The following is a 16,183-nucleotide window of genomic DNA, read 5'->3' as shown; positions in this document are numbered from 1 at the left end:
GTCAGGGGCGGCGACCGGGGCCGCGATCAGGACGGGAGGCGCTCGGCATCCAGCCGGGCGCGGAAGGCCGCCATGGCCGGCCAGGTGTGCTGTTCGGCGGCCGCACCGGTCAGCATGCCCAGATGGCTGCTCTCGACGGTGTGGAACTCCACATGCGACGATGCCGTGAACAGCTGCTCGCCGTGGGCGACGGCCGCATGCGTGGCGATCGCATCCAGGTGGGAACCGACCATGAACACCGGTGCGGTGATCGACCTCAGGTCGACGGTGAGGTCGTCGAAACGCAGGACGCCGGTGCCCAGTTCGGCCCGCACGATGAAATTGGCCAGCATCTGCTGCGCCACCTTCCCGGGATAGCCCGGCAACGACCGCTGGAACCGGTCGATCACCTGCATCCGGGCCAGCGCCTCGTCGTCGTTCAGGTTCTTCAGGATGTACCAGGGCTTCTTCAGCTCGCGCTCCCACGCGAAACCGCGATAGACCAGCTGGACCAGCGGCGCCGGGATCCCCGCCAGCGCCGCGAGGACGTAGTTGGCGGGCCGGCCGCCGGTCGGTGCCAGGATCCGGCGCACCAGCGGGTAGGGCGGCAGCTTCATGTAGTCCAGCGGTGTGCCGACGGTCATGATCGACCGGATCGGCAGTCCCGGATCATTGGCCGCGGTCATCAGACTCAGGGTTCCGCCCAGGCTCCAGCCGAGCAGATCGACCGCATCGCCGCCGCCTCGGAAATCGTCGACGACGTCCCGGATCGCCCGCGGCACAAAGGAATCGAAGTAATCCTCGAAGCCCAGCCGGCGTTCGGCACGGGTCACCGGGCCGAAATCGATGACATAGGGGATGGTCCCGCCGGCCAGCAGGAATTCGACCACTGAATTGCCCGGCGACGAACCCGGTGCCAGGTCGTAGCACCGCGCCGGAACGGCCAGCGGCGGGACGAGCAGAACCGGAACCGTCCCGGCTGCACGCGCAGCCGTCAACTGCTCGGGGGTGCCGTAACGGATCAGGCGGGCATGCGGCCGGTCGGACAGGACCGCCGACTCGCTGTGTGAGTGGGGAGCGATATCGTCGCGCAGGACGCGGGCGAGGGTGGCGAGCTCGGTGTGCAACATAATGACCGAAGGCTACTTCGGTAATCGATGCCGCGACGCACCCGGCCCGGTGTTCGCCGTTACGGACATCACGGGGTACCGTCCCTCCTGGTCATGACGAGAATGGCTAGGATCGTCATGAAACACCCGGAGTCCTTGGCGGCCCCGGTACCAGACCTGGCGGCGCTGCGATAGCGTCGTGGGACCCAATTGAACGAACACACCAACGAAAGGCGGAGGAACCGTGGCTCTTCCCCAGCTGACAGATGAGCAGCGCGCCGCTGCACTCCAGAAGGCGGCCGAAGCCCGTCGCGTCCGTGCCGAGCTCAAGGAGCGCCTCAAGCGGGGCGGCACCGACCTCAAGCAGGTTCTCGCTGACGCCGAGGAGAACGAGATCCTGGGCAAGATGAAGGTCTCGGCTCTGCTCGAGGCGCTGCCGAAGGTCGGCAAGGTCAAGGCACAGGAGATCATGACTGAGCTGGAGATCGCTCCGACTCGTCGCCTGCGTGGCCTGGGCGACCGCCAGCGCAAGGCTCTGCTCGAGAAGTTCAGCTCCTGAGCGTGCCTGCTGAGCAATCCCGATCGAGGGGCCGACTGGTTGTGCTGGTCGGCCCCTCGGCCGTCGGGAAGTCGACGGTCGTGGCGGCGCTGCGCGAGCAGATGCCGGATCTGGTCTTCTCCGTGTCGGCCACGACCCGCGATCCGCGGCCCGGCGAGGTCGACGGTCGTGACTACTATTTCGTCAGCCGTCCCGACTTCGATGCGATGATCGATCGTGGCGAACTGCTCGAATGGGCCGATATCCATGGCGGTCTGCAACGCTCGGGCACCCCGGCCGGGCCGGTCAACGCCGCACTGGAGGCCGGCCACCCGGTTCTGGTGGAGGTCGATCTGGTGGGCTCGCGCCTGGTGCGCCAGGCCATGCCGGAGGCCGTGACGGTGTTTCTGGCACCGCCGAGCTGGGCAGAACTGGAACGACGATTGCGTGGCCGAGGCACCGAAAGCCCCGAAGCCATCGAACGCCGGCTGGCCACCGCGAAGGTGGAGATGGAAGCCCAGGGCGAGTTCGGACACGTCGTCGTCAACGACGATGTCGACGCTTCGGCGCAGCAGTTGGTAAACTTGCTGATCGGCCCCTAGAGAAGACCCTTCCGGCCTGATTCTCGGCTCCCCTCGGAGCGAGATAACGAACTTTTTGCAGGAGATTTCAAGCGTGAGCAGCGATACCGGGATCGACTTCGATCTCATCGAAGAGACCGTCTACGACACCCCGCACGGCATCACCGATCCGCCCATCGACGAGCTCCTCGAGCGCGCCTCCTCCAAGTACGCGCTGGTGATCTACGCCGCCAAGCGTGCACGGCAGATCAACGACTACTACAACCAGCTCGCCGACGGCATGATGGAGTACGTCGGACCGCTGGTGGAGCCGCGGCTGCACGAGAAGCACCTGTCTGTGGCGCTGCGCGAGATCCACGCCGACCTGCTCGAGCACACCGAAGGGGAGTAGAGCCGTCGTGGCTTCTGCTTCTCCGCGCCGGCGGATCGTCGTCGGCGTGGGTGGCGGTATCGCGGCCTACAAGGTCTGCGGAGTGATCCGCCACTTCACCGAAGCCGGCCACGCGGTCCGGGTGATTCCGACCCGTGCGGCCCTGAACTTCGTCGGCGCCGCCACCTTCGAGGCGCTGTCGGGCAACCCGGTCACCACCGAGGTGTTCGACGACGTCGACGAGGTGGCACACGTGCTGCTGGGCCGGGAAGCCGACCTGGTGGTGATCGCGCCGGCCACCGCTGATCTGATGGCCCGCGCCGCTTCCGGGCGGGCCGATGACCTGCTCACCGCGTCGCTGCTGACCGCTCGCTGTCCGGTGATGTTCGTTCCGGCGATGCATACCGAGATGTGGGAACACCCGGCTACCGTCGACAACGTCGCCACCCTGCGAGCGCACGGCTCGGTGGTCCTGACCCCGGATTCAGGCCGGCTGACCGGTAGCGACAGTGGCGCCGGCCGTCTGCCCGAGCCCGGAGAGATCGGGCTGCTGGGTGATCTGCTGCTGGCCCGCCCCGATGCGTTGCCGCGGGATCTGGAGGGAGTGCGGGTACTGATCAGCGCAGGCGGCACCCGTGAAGCACTCGATCCGGTCCGTTACCTGGGCAATCACAGTTCCGGTAAACAGGGTTACGCGCTGGCCCGCGTGGCTGCGCAGCGCGGGGCCCAGGTGACCCTGGTCTCCGGGGCGGTGTCCCAGCCCGGCGACCCGGCCGGCGTCGAGGTGGTCCACATCGATTCGGCGCGCGAACTGGCCGAGGAGATGACCGCGCGGTCAGCCCAGGCCGATGTGGTCATCATGGCCGCCGCCGTCGCAGATTTCCGGCCGGTCGGGGTCGCCGGCACCAAGATCAAGAAGGGCGCGCACGGACCCGCCCCGATCGAACTGACGACCAATCCGGACATCCTGGCCGGGCTCGTCGCCGCACGGTCCGAGGGCCGGATACCCGCCGACACCGTGATCGTGGGCTTTGCCGCCGAGACCGGTGACGACGACGGCGGGGTGCTGGACCACGGCCGGGCGAAACTGCGCCGCAAGGGCTGCGATCTGCTCGTGGTCAACGCCGTCGGGGACGGCCGGGCCTTCGGGACCGAGGACAACACCGGCTGGGTGCTGGCCGCCGGCGAGAACGGCGAAGCCGGCACCGAGACCGGTCTGCCGTACGGCTCGAAGACCTTGATGGCCAGCAGGATTCTGGACCAGGTCGCCGCGGCGCTGCCCGAGCATTGACCGCAGTGCACCCGGCCCGACCGCACACCACTGAGAACATCTACCCTGAACACCCCTCGGAGAGGAACCGATGACCGCGTCAGCGTCCCGCCTGTTCACCAGCGAGTCCGTCACCGAAGGACATCCGGACAAGATCTGCGATGCCATCAGCGATGCGATCCTGGACGCGCTGCTGGAGAAAGACCCGGCCGCCAAGGTCGCCGTGGAGACGCTGGTCACCACCGGACAGGTCCACGTGGCCGGTGAGGTCAACACCATCGCCTACGCCGACATCCCCACCATCGTGCGCGACAAGATCCTCGAGATCGGCTACGACTCGTCGACCAAGGGGTTCGACGGGGCCTCCTGCGGCGTCAACGTGGCCATCGGAGCGCAGTCGCCGGAGATCGCCCAGGGGCTGACCGAATCCCATGAGGTCCAGACCGGTACACACGCCGACGAGCTCGACCTGCAGGGCGCCGGCGATCAGGGGCTGATGTTCGGGTACGCCACCGCCGAGACGCGCGAGCTGATGCCGCTGCCGATCGCGCTGGCACACCGGCTGGCCCGGCGCCTGACCCAGGTCCGCAAGGACGGGACCCTCCCGTATCTGCGTCCCGACGGCAAGACCCAGGTCACCATCGAATACGCCGACAACGTCCCGGTCCGGCTCGACACCGTCGTCGTCTCCACCCAGCATGCCGCCGATATCGACATCGCCGGCATGCTGACCCCGGATATCGCCAAGCACGTCCTCGAGCCGGTCTTCGCCGATCTGGACCTGCCGACGCCGCTGGATACTTCGGACTTCCGGCTGTTGGTGAACCCGACCGGCAGCTTCGTGCTGGGCGGCCCGATGGGGGATGCGGGTCTGACCGGACGCAAGATCATCGTCGACACCTACGGCGGCATGTCACGCCACGGCGGCGGCGCCTTCTCCGGTAAGGACCCGTCGAAGGTGGACCGCAGTGCCGCCTACGCCATGCGCTGGGTCGCCAAGAACGCCGTGGCGGCCGGCCTGGCCGACCGTCTCGAAGTCCAGGTCGCCTACGCGATCGGTAAGGCCGCGCCGGTGGGGCTGTTCGTCGAGGCATTCGGCACCGAGAAGGTCGATGTCGGCACCATTCAGAAGGCGATCACCGAGGTCTTCGATCTGCGTCCGGCGGCGATCGTGCGGGATCTGGAGCTGTTGCAGCCGATCTACGGTCCGACCGCCGCCTACGGGCATTTCGGCCGCACCGACGTGGATCTGCCCTGGGAGCGCACCGACCGCGTCGCCGAGCTGCGCGCCGCCGCCGGTCTGGCCGACTGACCGGGCGCTCGTCGGCGGGCCGCGGCGCGCCGGTGGACCGCACCGGTGCACCCGCCAGCCTGTGGACGGAGGCCCCTGCGCTGCGCCGCGCTCCACTAGAGTTCGCGATGTGAGCGGGGACAGCCGGTGAACCCGGAGCAGGAGACACCCAGGGTGCGCCACACGGTGCCCGTGCCCGACGACGGCGAACCCGGCCGTACGGCACGGGAGAAGAATCGGCGCATGCCCGCCGAGCATCTGCCCGTGGCCCGGGTGCTGCCGCTGCTGGGTCTGGCACACCTGGACCGGCCGTTCGACTACCTGATCGACCGCAAACTCGACGCCGACGCCCAGCCGGGAACCCGCGTTCGGGTGCGCTTCTCGGGGCGCCTGGTCGACGGTTTCCTCCTCGAACGGCTCGCCCACAGTGACCACGGCGGCAAGCTGGCCTGGCTCGAACGCGTGGTCTCACCCGAACAGGTGCTCACACCGGAACTGGTGACGCTGGCCCGCGCGGTCGCTGACCGATACGCCGGTACCATGCCCGATGTTCTGCGCCTGGCGGTGCCGCCGCGGCACGCCCGTGTGGAAAAGGCCGAACCACCGCAGACGCCCGAGTGGTCCGTCACCGCGCCCGAGATGTCGGCGTGGGAGGCCTACTACGGCGCCGAGGCGTTCCTCGATGCGCTGCGCGAGAACGACGATGCCGACCCGGGACGCCACCCGCGGGTGGTCTGGCAGGCCTGCCCCGGCGAGGACCCGGCCGCGCGACTGGCCGAACTGGCCGCACTGGTGGCTGCCACCGGCCGCGGGGTCATCATCGTCGTACCCGATCAACGCGATCTGGACCGCCTGGAAGCCGCGTGCGAGCCGCTGCTGGGGGACTGGTGTGTCTCACTGGCCGCCGGCCTGGGGCCCACCGCCCGCTATCGCCGGTGGCTGCAGGTCCTGCGCGGCGGCGCACGGGTGGTGATCGGCACGCGCAGTGCCGTCTTCGCCCCGGTCCACCGGCTGGCACTGACCGTGGTCTTCGACGACGGCGACCCGAGCCTGGACGAGCCGCGCGCCCCGTACCCGCATCCGCGCGAGGTGGCCGTACTGCGTGCGCACCAGACCGGTTCTGCCCTGTTGATCGGCGGCTTCTCCCGGACCGCCGAAGCGCAGGCGCTGGTCGATGCGGGCTGGGCCGGTGACCTGGTGGCGCCACGGGAGACCGTGCGCGCGGCCATGGCGCGGATCGACGGTATCTCCGATGAGGACCGTCGCATCGCCGGCGATCCACTGGCCAGATCCGCCCGCATCCCCACGATCGCCTTCGATGCGGCGCGGCGGGCGCTCGACGAGGGGCACCCGGTGCTCTTCAGCGTGCCGCGCCGCGGCTACCTGCCGTCGGTGGCCTGCGAACGCTGCCGGGAGAACGCCCGGTGCCGGGCCTGCCACGGGCCACTGCAGATGAGCGATCGTGGTGAGCTGGCCTGCCGCTGGTGCGGTCGCCCCGAGCTGCGTTTCGTGTGCCCCAACTGCGGCGGCACCGCCGTGCGCGCCCTGATGATCGGCGACAAACGCACCGCCGAAGAACTTGGTCGGGCCTTCGTGGGGGTGCCGGTGGTCACCTCCGGCGGCGACAAGATCATCGATCACCTGTCTGCCGGACCGCGGGTGGTCGTGGCCACTCCCGGAGCCGCGCCGCACGTAGACGGCGGTTACGGAGCGGCCGTACTGCTGGACACCTGGGCGCAACTGGACCGGCAGGATCTGCGGGCCGCCGAAGAAACGGTACGGACCTGGATGGGGGTGGCGACGCTGGTGCGCCCGCGCGCCGAGGGCGGCCGGGTGGTGGTGGTCGCCGATGCCTCCTTAGCGCCGGTGCAGACGCTCATTCGGTGGGATCCGGTCGGGGCCGCTTCCCGTGAACTGGCGACGCGCCGCGAACTGGGCTTCCCACCGGCGGTGACGATGGCCTCGGTCGACGGGCCGTCGGCTGCGGTGCTGGCCTTCCTGGCACTGATCGACCTGCCGGCAGGCGCCCAGCAGCTGGGGCCCGTGCCGCTCCCGCCCGGCGTGCGTCCACCGGCGGGAATGGACCCGCGCGACGGCATCGAACGAGTGCTGCTGCGGATCGACCGGTCCCGCGGCCGCGAGCTGGCCGCGGCTCTGCGGGCAGCCCAGGTCCTGCGTCACGCCCGGCACGAAGACACCGCGGGTATCCGGGTCCAGATCGACCCGCCTACCATCGGTTGACATGAGAGTGGTCTTCGCCGGAACTCCGCAGCCGGCCGTCCCGACGCTGCAGGCCCTGATCGATTCCGACGAGCACCAGGTGGTCGGGGTGATCACCCGGCCCGATACGGTCGCCGGCCGCGGCCGGACCCCGGTCCGCAGCCCGATCGGCACGCTGGCCGATGCGCACGCCATCGAGGTGATCACGCCGGCCCGCATGAGCGATCCCGAGGTAGCCGTGGCCCTGGATCGCTGGAACGCCGACCTGGGTGTGGTCGTCGCCTACGGCGGTCTGATCCCGCCGGAGGTCCTGGTCGCGCTGCCGTACGGCTGGATCAACCTGCATTTCTCGTTGCTGCCCGCCTGGCGTGGCGCCGCGCCGGTGCAGGCCGCTCTGGCCGCCGGTGACGAGTTCACCGGCGCCAGTGTCTTCGCACTGGAGGAGGGACTCGACACCGGCCCGGTGTTCGGCATGTTCACCGAACGCATCCGGGCCACCGACACCGCCGGTGCGCTCCTGGACCGTCTGGCAGACGCCGGAGCGACGTTCACCCGCAACGTCGTCGACGGGATCGCCGCCGGCGAGCTGGCGCCGATGGCACAGGAGACAGACGGGGTCTCCTACGCGCCCAAGATCGACGTCGCCGACTCGCGGGTGCGCTGGGACCTCCCCTCACACATCGTCGACCGGACGATCCGCGCGCACACCCCCGCGCCGGGGGCGTGGACACAGCTCGGCGAGACCCGGATCAAGCTGGGCCCGGTCACCCCCGCCGACGAGGCAGAACTGCCGCCCGGCGACCGCGACCCGGCGAACCTGGCTCCCGGACAGATCGCGGCGGGTAAGAAAGCCGTCTATGTCGGTACCGGGTCGGGTGCCGTGCAGCTGAGTGTGGTGCAGCCGCCCGGGAAGAAGCCGTTGCCGGCCGCGGACTGGGCGCGCGGGGCACGACTGACCGGACAGGAGCATTTCGCGTGAGCGAGAAGAAGCTGCGCGACAAGCAGCTCGGGGCCGATCGGCTAGTCGCCCGCGATGTGCTGCGGGCGGTACGCGAACGCGACGCCTACGCCAACCTGCTGCTGCCCAAACTCCTACGCGAACGAGGCCTGCAGGGCCGGGACGCGGCGCTGGCGACGGAGCTGACCTACGGGACGGCCCGGTCCACGGGAGTACTCGATCAGATCATCGCCGCAGCCGCCGGCCGGCCCGTCGATCAGATCGACGGTGACCTGCTCGATGTCCTGCGGCTGGGGGCCTATCAGTTGCTGCGGACCCGCATCGGCGCACACGCGGCCGTCTCCACCTCGGTGGATCTGGTGCGCAGCGAGAAGGGGCAGGGCCCGGCGGGGTTCGTCAACGCCGTTCTGCGCAAGATCTCCCAGCGCCCCGAGCAGTACTGGATCGACGATCTGGCGCCGCCGATCACCGAGGACCTGATCGGGAATCTGGCCTTCACCTACGCCCACCCGCGCTGGATCGCCGAGGTCTTCTTCCAGGCGCTGGGCCGGTCGGCGGGCGAGTTGCAGGCGGCCCTGGCCGCCGATGACCAGCGTCCCATCGTCCACCTGGTCGCCCGGCCCGGCCAGATCACCGCCGAAGAGCTGGCGCTGATCAGCGGGGGAGAGGAAGGCCGGTACTCGCCGTACTGTGTTTACCTTCCCGAAGGCGACCCGGGAAAGCTCGACGCGGTTCGCGAGGGCTTCGCCGGGGTGCAGGACGAGGGCAGCCAGTTGGTCGCACTGGCGCTGGCCCGCGCAGAACCGGACGGGCCAGACACCGGCCGGTGGCTGGATCTGTGTGCCGGTCCCGGCGGCAAGGCTGCGCTGCTCGGTTCCCTCTCCGAACTGAGCGGCGCCCACCTGGATGCGGTGGAACTGGCTCCGCATCGCGCTGAGCTGATCACGAAGGTGGTCGAGGGACTGCCGGTGACGGTGCATGTGGCCGACGGTCGTGACAGCGGACTGGAGCCCGGGTTCGACCGCATTCTGGTCGATGCTCCGTGCTCGGGGCTGGGTTCACTGCGCCGCCGCCCCGAAGCCCGCTGGAGGCGCACCGACGCCGAGGTGCCGGGCCTGGTGGTGCTGCAGACCGAACTGCTGACCGAGGCACTGCGATTGGTACGTCCCGGCGGCGTCGTCGTCTACTCCACGTGCTCACCCCATCCGGCCGAAACCACCGAGGTGATCGCCGCAGTGCTGGCCGACACTCCCGGGGTGAGCCAGATCGATGCCCGCCCGGCCACCGCCGGCGACGTCTTCGATCCCGAGACGCTCGGTCCGGGGCCGCACGTGCAGCTCTGGCCACACCGGCAGGACACCGACGCCATGTTCCTGGCCGTGCTCCGGAAGGATGCCCGATGAGTCAGTTCCTGCAGTTCTACTTCTCCCTCAACGATCGCGGTACCACCGCGGAACGGCGGATGGCGCAGGCGCTGCGGCTGGTCCTGAGCGCCGATCCGGACGACGATCCGGTGCAAACCGGCGGAGAGGTCGACGAGGAACGGCTCCTGCAGATCATGGCGATCGCGCATTCGGCTGCGGCCGACGGTCACCCGCTGCCACTGGAGGAACGCGACGACGTCTCGGTCGATCTGGGGCCCGGCGCCACGGTGAGCGCCTTCTCCGACAGCGCGCCGCCGGAGTGCCCGCGATGCCACGAGCTGCTCGACGAATGGGATCCGCAGCCGTGGTGGGACGGCGGCGACGAGCCGACCGAGGAGTGCCCGAACTGCGGTTTCACCGCGCTGATCGGCGACTGGGACATCACCAACACCCCGTACGCCCGCACCGAATGCGGACTGGTGCTGGTGGATTGGCCCGACCTGCCCGAGTACGGCCCCGGCCTGCACGAAGCGCTGCTCGCCGCGGTGGGTTCCCGCCCCCGTTACGTCTCCGGCAACACCTGAGGCCGGATCTCGCGCCGCTGTCATCATGGCTCTGTCGGCGCTGTGTGCTTGACCATCCGCCGTGCAGGAGACCAGGCCGGCCACCCGGCGACGAAAGCGCCTGCTGACGGCAGTATCCGCACGTTCACAACAGAATCGTTCAGCAATCGGCGCGGTTGCTGGAATCGGGTATTGGGTGCACATCGCCGAAATGATCACCATTGATACGCAGCGACAACAATCATTCGCTCGGGTGGTCTCTCGGTGCCGTCGTGCCGCGCACCCACCGGTGACGCTTACCTGACGGTCTGGCCAGACCGGGGTGCTCAGTAGACTGGCGCGCATGTGCCAACGCCCCGCGCCGATGATCGCGCCCTCGATCCTGTCCGCCGACTTCGCCAACCTGGCCTCGGAGATCGCGGCGGTCGGCCCGTCGCCGGTCGACCCGGGTGTGGACTGGGTGCACGTGGATGTGATGGATAACCACTTCGTCCCGAATCTGACCCTCGGGCTGCCGGTGGTGGAGTCAATCCTGAAGGCGACCGACATCCCGATCGACTGCCACCTGATGATCACCGATCCGGGCCGCTGGGCCCCCGGCTACGCCGAAGCCGGTGCCTACAATGTGAGTTTCCACGCCGAGGCCACCGACGACCCGATCTCCGTGGCTCGCGATATCCGGGCCGCCGGCGGCAAGGCCGGGCTGGGCATCAAACCGGGCACCTCGATCGAGCCGTATCTGGAGATCCTGCCCGAATTCGACACCCTGCTGATCATGAGTGTGGAACCCGGCTTCGGCGGGCAGAAGTTCATGCCAGAGGTGCTCGACAAGGTCCGCCGTCTGCGCGAGGTGATCGATGGCGAGCAACTCAAACTGCTGATCGAGATCGACGGCGGGATCTCGGCGAGCACCATCGAACAGGCCGCCGAGGCCGGCGTCGATTGTTTCGTCGCCGGTTCGGCCGTCTATGGCGGCGACGATCCGGCGGCTAGGGTCGCCGAGCTGCGCGCCCTGGCCACCGCCGCTTCGTCGGCCGAGACCGGCGCCTCCTGACTCCGCGGTCCCCAGCCGCGCCGGGTCCAGAACGCGCCGGATCGGTTGCCAGCCGGCCCGGTAGCCGCTGGTCCCCCTTCGCGGTCGCCATGGAGTCTGCGGCTTTGTCCGACCGGCACCCTCGCGTACCGGCTGATTAGATCGAGAGACCAGGAAAGCGAGTGTTCTCGAGCCGTTCGGCACCGGAGCCGAGCACAGCTCAGACCGCCTGAACGGAGTGCAGTCATGCCGGAGACAGGATCTGCGATCGACGTCGCCGCAGCCATGCGGCAGGCGTTGACCGAATCGGCCCGCGCCTGCGGGGTCAGCTCGCCGAACCCGCCGGTCGGTGCGGTGATCCTGGACGCCTCCGGGACAGTGGCGGGGACCGGACACACCCAGCCGGTAGGCGGTCCGCACGCCGAAGTGATGGCCCTGCGGGAGGCCGGCCCGGTGGCCCGGGGCGGCATCGCGGTGGTGACCCTGGAACCGTGCAACCACACCGGCCGCACCGGCCCGTGCACACAGGCGCTGATCGACGCTGGAGTGGCGGCGGTGGTGTACGCCGCCGCCGACCCGAACCCGGAAGCGGCCGGGGGAGCGGCGGCCCTGCGCGCGGCAGGGATCGAGGTGACCGGGGGCGTCGGTGCGGACGAGGTGCGGGCCGGTCCGCTGCGGCACTGGATATTCCGGCAGCAACACGGTCGCCCGTTCGTCACCGCGAAGATCGCGGCCACCCTGGACGGACGGATCGCCGCACCCGACGGCACCAGCCGGTGGATCACCGGTCCGACGGCCCGCGAGCACGCTCACACCCAGCGCGCGATGATCGATGCGATCGTGATCGGCACGGGAACGGCACTGGCCGACGATCCCTCGCTCACCGCCCGCCGCCCCGACGGCAGCGTGTATCCGCATCAACCGGCCCGGGTGGTGCTGGGCACCCGCGACCTGCCGCCGCAGGCTCGTCTGCGCGATGCGGCGGCACCGTTGATCCAGGTGCGCTCCCACGATCCGCGCGAGGTGCTCGCCGCTCTCCCCGATGCGCTGTGGGTGCTGGTGGAGGGCGGGCCGGGGATCATCGGCGCCTTCTTGGAGGCCGGACTCGTCGACCAGGTGCAGGCCTACCTCGCACCGACGGTGCTCGGAGACGGATCCCCGGCCGTCCTCGACCGATCCGTGCAGACGCTGGCCCAAGCCCACCGTTTCCAGCGCGAATCGGTGACCGAACTCGGCGACGACCTGCTGATCACCCTCGCTCGACGGTAGACACTCCCGGCCGGGCTCGGTGGGCAGCCACGGCAGGCACCACCGTTACGGCCGGGCACGACTGGCACCGATCAGGGGATGCGGTGCGGTGCGCCGCTACTTGCCGCGTCGCCCGACGAACCAGCCGATGATGAACCCGACGACCAGTGTGACGGTGACCGTCAGCCACAGTGGCGCCGTGACAGTGACCCAGCCGAGGGTCAGCGGGGTGTCGTTGGTGTTGGTCGCGATGAAGATGATCGCCAGGATCAGCAGCACGATCGGCAGCCAGAACCTGCGCAGGAAGGTGACGATGTCCCCTTTCGCCCGGCCGGCGGTTGCGGGTTCGGATACCGAAGGGTCGTGTGTCATGGGTACTCCACCATCGTCGGATCGGGCTCCTCGATTCCCGAGGTCGGGCCCCGGCAGGCCGCTGTCGGGCACCGCCGGTCTCTATCTAACACCGCAGCGCAGGACCGGTGCGCGCGGCGCGGCAATGCCCATCGTGCTAGCGTCGGTCACAGAGTTCTCGGGGCGGGGTGCAAGTCCCCACCGGCGGTAATGGCCGCCTGTGAGTTCACTCACAGAAGGCCCAAGCCCGCGAGCGCCCGGATCCACGGCAGCAGCCGAGGTGTCCGGGGTCAGCAGATTCCGGTGCGATTCCGGAGCCGACGGTGACAGTCCGGATACGAGAGGACACCCAGGCGGCACCGGGCCGCGACTGGGCTCCCCGGGTGCGCGAACGGCAAGGGAGCACAGGTGTTTACCGGAATCGTGGAGGAGCGCGGCGAGATCGTCGCCCGCGATGATCTCGACCAGGCCGCCAGATTCTCCATCCGTGGACCACTGGTGACCAGCGACGCCCGGCACGGTGACTCGATCGCGGTCAACGGAGTCTGTCTGACCGTCGTGGACATCGCCGATGGTGTCTTCACCGTCGATGTGATGGCCGAGACGCTGCGGCGCAGCTCGCTGAGTCACCTGCTGCCCGGATCCATGGTGAATCTGGAACGGGCGATGCCGGCCAACGGGCGGTTCGGCGGGCACGTCGTCCAGGGCCATGTCGACGGCGTCGGCGAGATCGAATTCATCACTCCGGCCGAGCACTGGACCGTCGTCCGGATCAAGGTGCCCGCCCAGCTCAGCCGATACATCGTCGAGAAGGGATCGATCACCATCGACGGCACCTCCCTGACCGTCTCGGCGGTCGGCCCGGAGTGCATCGAGGTCTCGCTGATCCCCACGACGCTCGCCGAGACCATCCTGGGCCTGGCACAGACCGGGGACCCGGTGAATCTCGAAGTCGATGTGATCGCGAAGTATGTTGAGCGGCTGACCCAGGCCGACCGAGCGGAAACCGGGACGCGCGCAGCGCAGAAGGCGAGTGATGACGATGAGTGAGGCGACCCCGAAGGTGACGCTCGACAGTGTCGAACGCGCCCTCGCCGACATCGCCGCGGGCAAGGCCGTGGTGGTGATCGACGACGAGGACCGCGAGAACGAGGGCGACCTGGTCTTCGCGGCGGAGATGGCGACCCCGGAACTGGTTGCCTTCATGGTCCGGTACAGCTCCGGCTACGTGTGCGTGCCGATGGAGAGCGAAGACTGCGACCGGCTCGGGCTGCCGCCGATGTACTCGGTGAACCAGGACAAGCACGGCACCGCCTACACCGTGACCGTCGACGCCCGCGAGGACATCGGTACCGGTATCAGTGCCGCCGACCGCGCCACGACGATCCGCAAGCTCGCCCTGGAGGACTCGCAGGCACACGACTTCACCCGGCCCGGACACGTCGTTCCGCTGCGGGCGAAAGAAGGCGGCGTTCTGCGCCGCCCCGGCCACACCGAAGCCGCGGTCGACCTGGCGCGGCTGGCGGGGCTGCGGCCGGCCGGCGTGATCTGCGAGGTGGTCAGTCAGAAGGAACCCGGCGAGATGGCCCAGACCGACGAACTGCGCGTCTTCGCCGACGAACACGATCTGGCCCTGATCTCCATCGCCGACCTCATCGCCTGGCGGCGCCGCCACGAGAAGCACGTCGTTCGGGTCGCCGAAGCACGCATTCCGACCCAGTTCGGCGACTTCCGCGCCGTCGGCTACTCGAGCCCGTACGACGATGCCGAACACGTGGCTCTGGTGATGGGCGATATCGCCGGTCCCGACGGCACGGGGGAGGACGTGCTGGTGCGGGTGCATTCGGAATGCCTCACCGGTGACGTCTTCGGCTCGTTGCGCTGCGATTGCGGTCCGCAGCTGCACGCGGCGATGGAGGCGGTGGCCAAGGAGGGCCGCGGAATCGTGCTGTACATGCGCGGTCACGAGGGCCGTGGCATCGGTCTGCTGCACAAGCTGCAGGCCTACCAGTTGCAGGATGCGGGCTCAGACACCGTCGATGCGAATCTTCAGTTGGGTCTGCCCGCCGACGCCCGCGACTACGGCCTGGGGGCACAGATCCTGGTCGATCTGGGAGTCAGCTCGATGCGGCTGCTCACCAACAACCCGGCCAAACGCGTCGGACTGGACGGCTACGGGCTGCAGATCATCGACCGGGTACCGATGCCGGTGCGCGCCAACAAAGAGAATCTGCGCTATCTGCAGACCAAGCGTGACCGGATGGGGCACGAACTCGACGGCCTCGACGGCGTCATCGAAGGAGGAGCTGGAGCATGAGCGGTCACGGCGAGCCCACCCTGGAACTGGCCGACGCCGGCGATCTGAAGGTCGCCGTGGTGGCCTCCCAGTGGCATGAGACCATCTGCACGGCGCTGCTCGACGGCGCGATCAACGCCGCCGCAGCCGCCGGAGTGACCGATCCGACCGTGGTCCGGGTCGCCGGAGCGATCGAGCTGCCGGTCGTCGCGCAGGCGCTGGCCCGCACCCACGACGCCGTGGTGGCCCTCGGTGTGGTGATCAAGGGGGAGACCCCACACTTCGAGTACGTCTGCGATGCGGTGACCGCAGGCTTGACCCGGATCTCGCTGGACGAATCCACGCCGGTCGGCAACGGGGTGCTGACCACCCTCAACGAGGCGCAGGCCTTGAACCGTTCGGGGCTGCCCGGATCCTCCGAAGACAAGGGCGCACAGGCGATGTCCGCGGCATTGGCTTCGGCGCTGATCCTGCGCGACCTGGCCGCCCGATGACCGGCGCAGGCTCGGCCGGACCCGCCGACACCGGTGCGATTCCGGACGAGGAGTGGGACCTGGTCTACCGACCGAAGGCGATCATCACGATCGTGGCGGTGGCGATCGCGATCGTCATCGTCATCCACCTGATCTTCGGGTTGCTGCTCAACATCTCCTATACGGGCGTCAACATCGGCTGGGCGGACAAAATCGCGCTGATCTCGATCGGGCTGGTGATCTCTGCCTCGCTGCTGCTGTTCACCCGCTCCCGGCTGCGCGTCGGGTCTCGCGGTGTGGAGGTCCGCAATCTGGTGACCGAACGCTGCTACGAATGGGATGTCGTGCAGGGCCTGGCCTATCCGGAGAAGGGGCCGTGGGCCCGGCTGCTCTTCGCCCACGACGAGCACATTCCGGTGATGGCGGTACAGGCACGCGACGGTGCGCGCGCGGTCGAGGCGATGCGCCGGTTCCGCGAACTGCACACCCGGTACACCGCACCCCCGAAGCCCACCGCCGCCGACGAGTCGTGACCCTGC

17 protein-coding genes and 1 riboswitch are annotated in these 16,183 nt (G+C 69.1%); of the genes, 15 read left to right on the top strand and 2 right to left on the bottom strand.

The genetic code is table 11. The features are described from left to right. Positions 1-26: 26 nt before the first annotated feature. The gene (locus GOHSU_RS07530; RefSeq protein ID WP_005939234.1) at positions 27-1,109 is read right to left on the bottom strand and encodes an alpha/beta fold hydrolase; all 1,083 of its coding nucleotides are present in this window, start codon (positions 1,107-1,109) and stop codon (positions 27-29) included. A 223-nt stretch (positions 1,110-1,332) separates the two neighbouring features. On the opposite strand from GOHSU_RS07530, the gene mihF reads away from it, so the two are divergent. The 11 genes from mihF to ribD all read left to right on the top strand — a co-directional run bounded on the left by mihF (position 1,333) and on the right by ribD (position 12,545). Then, on the top strand, positions 1,333-1,647 hold the full coding sequence (mihF, locus tag GOHSU_RS07525; protein WP_005939231.1) for an integration host factor, actinobacterial type: 315 nt from the start codon (positions 1,333-1,335) through the stop codon (positions 1,645-1,647). After that, positions 1,644-2,228, top strand: a complete 585-nt coding sequence (gene gmk / locus GOHSU_RS07520; RefSeq protein ID WP_428829741.1) for a guanylate kinase — start codon at positions 1,644-1,646, stop codon at positions 2,226-2,228. The genes mihF and gmk overlap by 4 nt, the downstream gene beginning before the upstream one ends. Positions 2,229-2,301: 73 nt before the next feature. Next, on the top strand, positions 2,302-2,598 hold the full coding sequence (gene rpoZ, locus GOHSU_RS07515; protein ID WP_005939225.1) for a DNA-directed RNA polymerase subunit omega: 297 nt from the start codon (positions 2,302-2,304) through the stop codon (positions 2,596-2,598). Between the two features lie 7 nt (positions 2,599-2,605). Then, complete coding sequence (coaBC, locus tag GOHSU_RS07510) at positions 2,606-3,868, top strand: bifunctional phosphopantothenoylcysteine decarboxylase/phosphopantothenate--cysteine ligase CoaBC (RefSeq protein ID WP_005939222.1); 1,263 nt, start codon at positions 2,606-2,608, stop codon at positions 3,866-3,868. 70 nt (positions 3,869-3,938) lie between these two features. Then, positions 3,939-5,159, top strand: a complete 1,221-nt coding sequence (metK, locus tag GOHSU_RS07505) for a methionine adenosyltransferase (protein ID WP_005939219.1) — start codon at positions 3,939-3,941, stop codon at positions 5,157-5,159. Between the two features lie 222 nt (positions 5,160-5,381). After that, complete coding sequence (locus tag GOHSU_RS07500) at positions 5,382-7,379, top strand: primosomal protein N' (protein ID WP_174293532.1); 1,998 nt, start codon at positions 5,382-5,384, stop codon at positions 7,377-7,379. Between the two features lies 1 nt (position 7,380). After that, positions 7,381-8,337, top strand: a complete 957-nt coding sequence (gene fmt, locus GOHSU_RS07495) for a methionyl-tRNA formyltransferase (RefSeq protein ID WP_005939213.1) — start codon at positions 7,381-7,383, stop codon at positions 8,335-8,337. Then, complete coding sequence (locus GOHSU_RS07490) at positions 8,334-9,719, top strand: RsmB/NOP family class I SAM-dependent RNA methyltransferase (protein WP_005939210.1); 1,386 nt, start codon at positions 8,334-8,336, stop codon at positions 9,717-9,719. The genes fmt and GOHSU_RS07490 overlap by 4 nt, the downstream gene beginning before the upstream one ends. Then, positions 9,716-10,264 carry a hypothetical protein gene (locus tag GOHSU_RS07485; RefSeq protein WP_024332863.1) on the top strand — a complete coding sequence of 183 codons (549 nt, stop codon included), beginning with the start codon at positions 9,716-9,718 and terminating at the stop codon, positions 10,262-10,264. Before GOHSU_RS07490 ends, GOHSU_RS07485 begins: the two co-directional genes overlap by 4 nt. Before the next feature lie 322 nt (positions 10,265-10,586). Continuing rightward, a complete protein-coding gene (gene rpe, locus GOHSU_RS07480; RefSeq protein WP_005939204.1) occupies positions 10,587-11,297 on the top strand; it encodes a ribulose-phosphate 3-epimerase in 711 nt (236 codons plus the stop codon). Positions 11,298-11,522: 225 nt separating this feature from the next. Continuing rightward, a complete protein-coding gene (ribD, locus tag GOHSU_RS07475) occupies positions 11,523-12,545 on the top strand; it encodes a bifunctional diaminohydroxyphosphoribosylaminopyrimidine deaminase/5-amino-6-(5-phosphoribosylamino)uracil reductase RibD (protein ID WP_005939200.1) in 1,023 nt (340 codons plus the stop codon). Between the two features lie 96 nt (positions 12,546-12,641). Here the strand turns inward: ribD and GOHSU_RS07470 are convergent, their stop codons facing one another. Next, positions 12,642-12,896: a LapA family protein gene (locus GOHSU_RS07470; protein WP_005939197.1), complete on the bottom strand. Its 255-nt coding sequence runs from the start codon at positions 12,894-12,896 to the stop codon at positions 12,642-12,644. Between the two features lie 149 nt (positions 12,897-13,045). Continuing rightward, a riboswitch (FMN riboswitch) is annotated at positions 13,046-13,226 on the top strand. A 57-nt stretch (positions 13,227-13,283) separates the two neighbouring features. Between GOHSU_RS07470 and GOHSU_RS07465 the strand changes: the two genes are divergently transcribed. Genes GOHSU_RS07465 through GOHSU_RS07450 form a run of 4 tightly spaced genes read left to right on the top strand, consistent with a single transcriptional unit; the run spans position 13,284 to position 16,177 of the window. Continuing rightward, positions 13,284-13,925, top strand: a complete 642-nt coding sequence (locus tag GOHSU_RS07465) for a riboflavin synthase (RefSeq protein WP_005939193.1) — start codon at positions 13,284-13,286, stop codon at positions 13,923-13,925. Further along, positions 13,912-15,192: a bifunctional 3,4-dihydroxy-2-butanone-4-phosphate synthase/GTP cyclohydrolase II gene (locus GOHSU_RS07460; protein ID WP_005939191.1), complete on the top strand. Its 1,281-nt coding sequence runs from the start codon at positions 13,912-13,914 to the stop codon at positions 15,190-15,192. Before GOHSU_RS07465 ends, GOHSU_RS07460 begins: the two co-directional genes overlap by 14 nt. Then, positions 15,189-15,665 (top strand): 6,7-dimethyl-8-ribityllumazine synthase, encoded by a 477-nt coding sequence (ribH, locus tag GOHSU_RS07455; RefSeq protein WP_005939189.1) that lies wholly within the window; start codon positions 15,189-15,191, stop codon positions 15,663-15,665. The genes GOHSU_RS07460 and ribH overlap by 4 nt, the downstream gene beginning before the upstream one ends. Then, positions 15,662-16,177, top strand: coding sequence for a PH domain-containing protein (locus GOHSU_RS07450; RefSeq protein ID WP_005939187.1), 516 nt, complete (start codon positions 15,662-15,664; stop codon positions 16,175-16,177). The genes ribH and GOHSU_RS07450 overlap by 4 nt, the downstream gene beginning before the upstream one ends. Positions 16,178-16,183: the final 6 nt, after the last annotated feature.

Origin of the sequence: Gordonia hirsuta DSM 44140 = NBRC 16056, from assembly GCF_000333015.1 — a bacterium.
Classification (GTDB): domain Bacteria; phylum Actinomycetota; class Actinomycetes; order Mycobacteriales; family Mycobacteriaceae; genus Gordonia; species Gordonia hirsuta.
The sequence above is the reverse complement of the archived record's forward strand: the minus strand, read 5'-3'. Positions and strand labels throughout refer to the sequence as shown.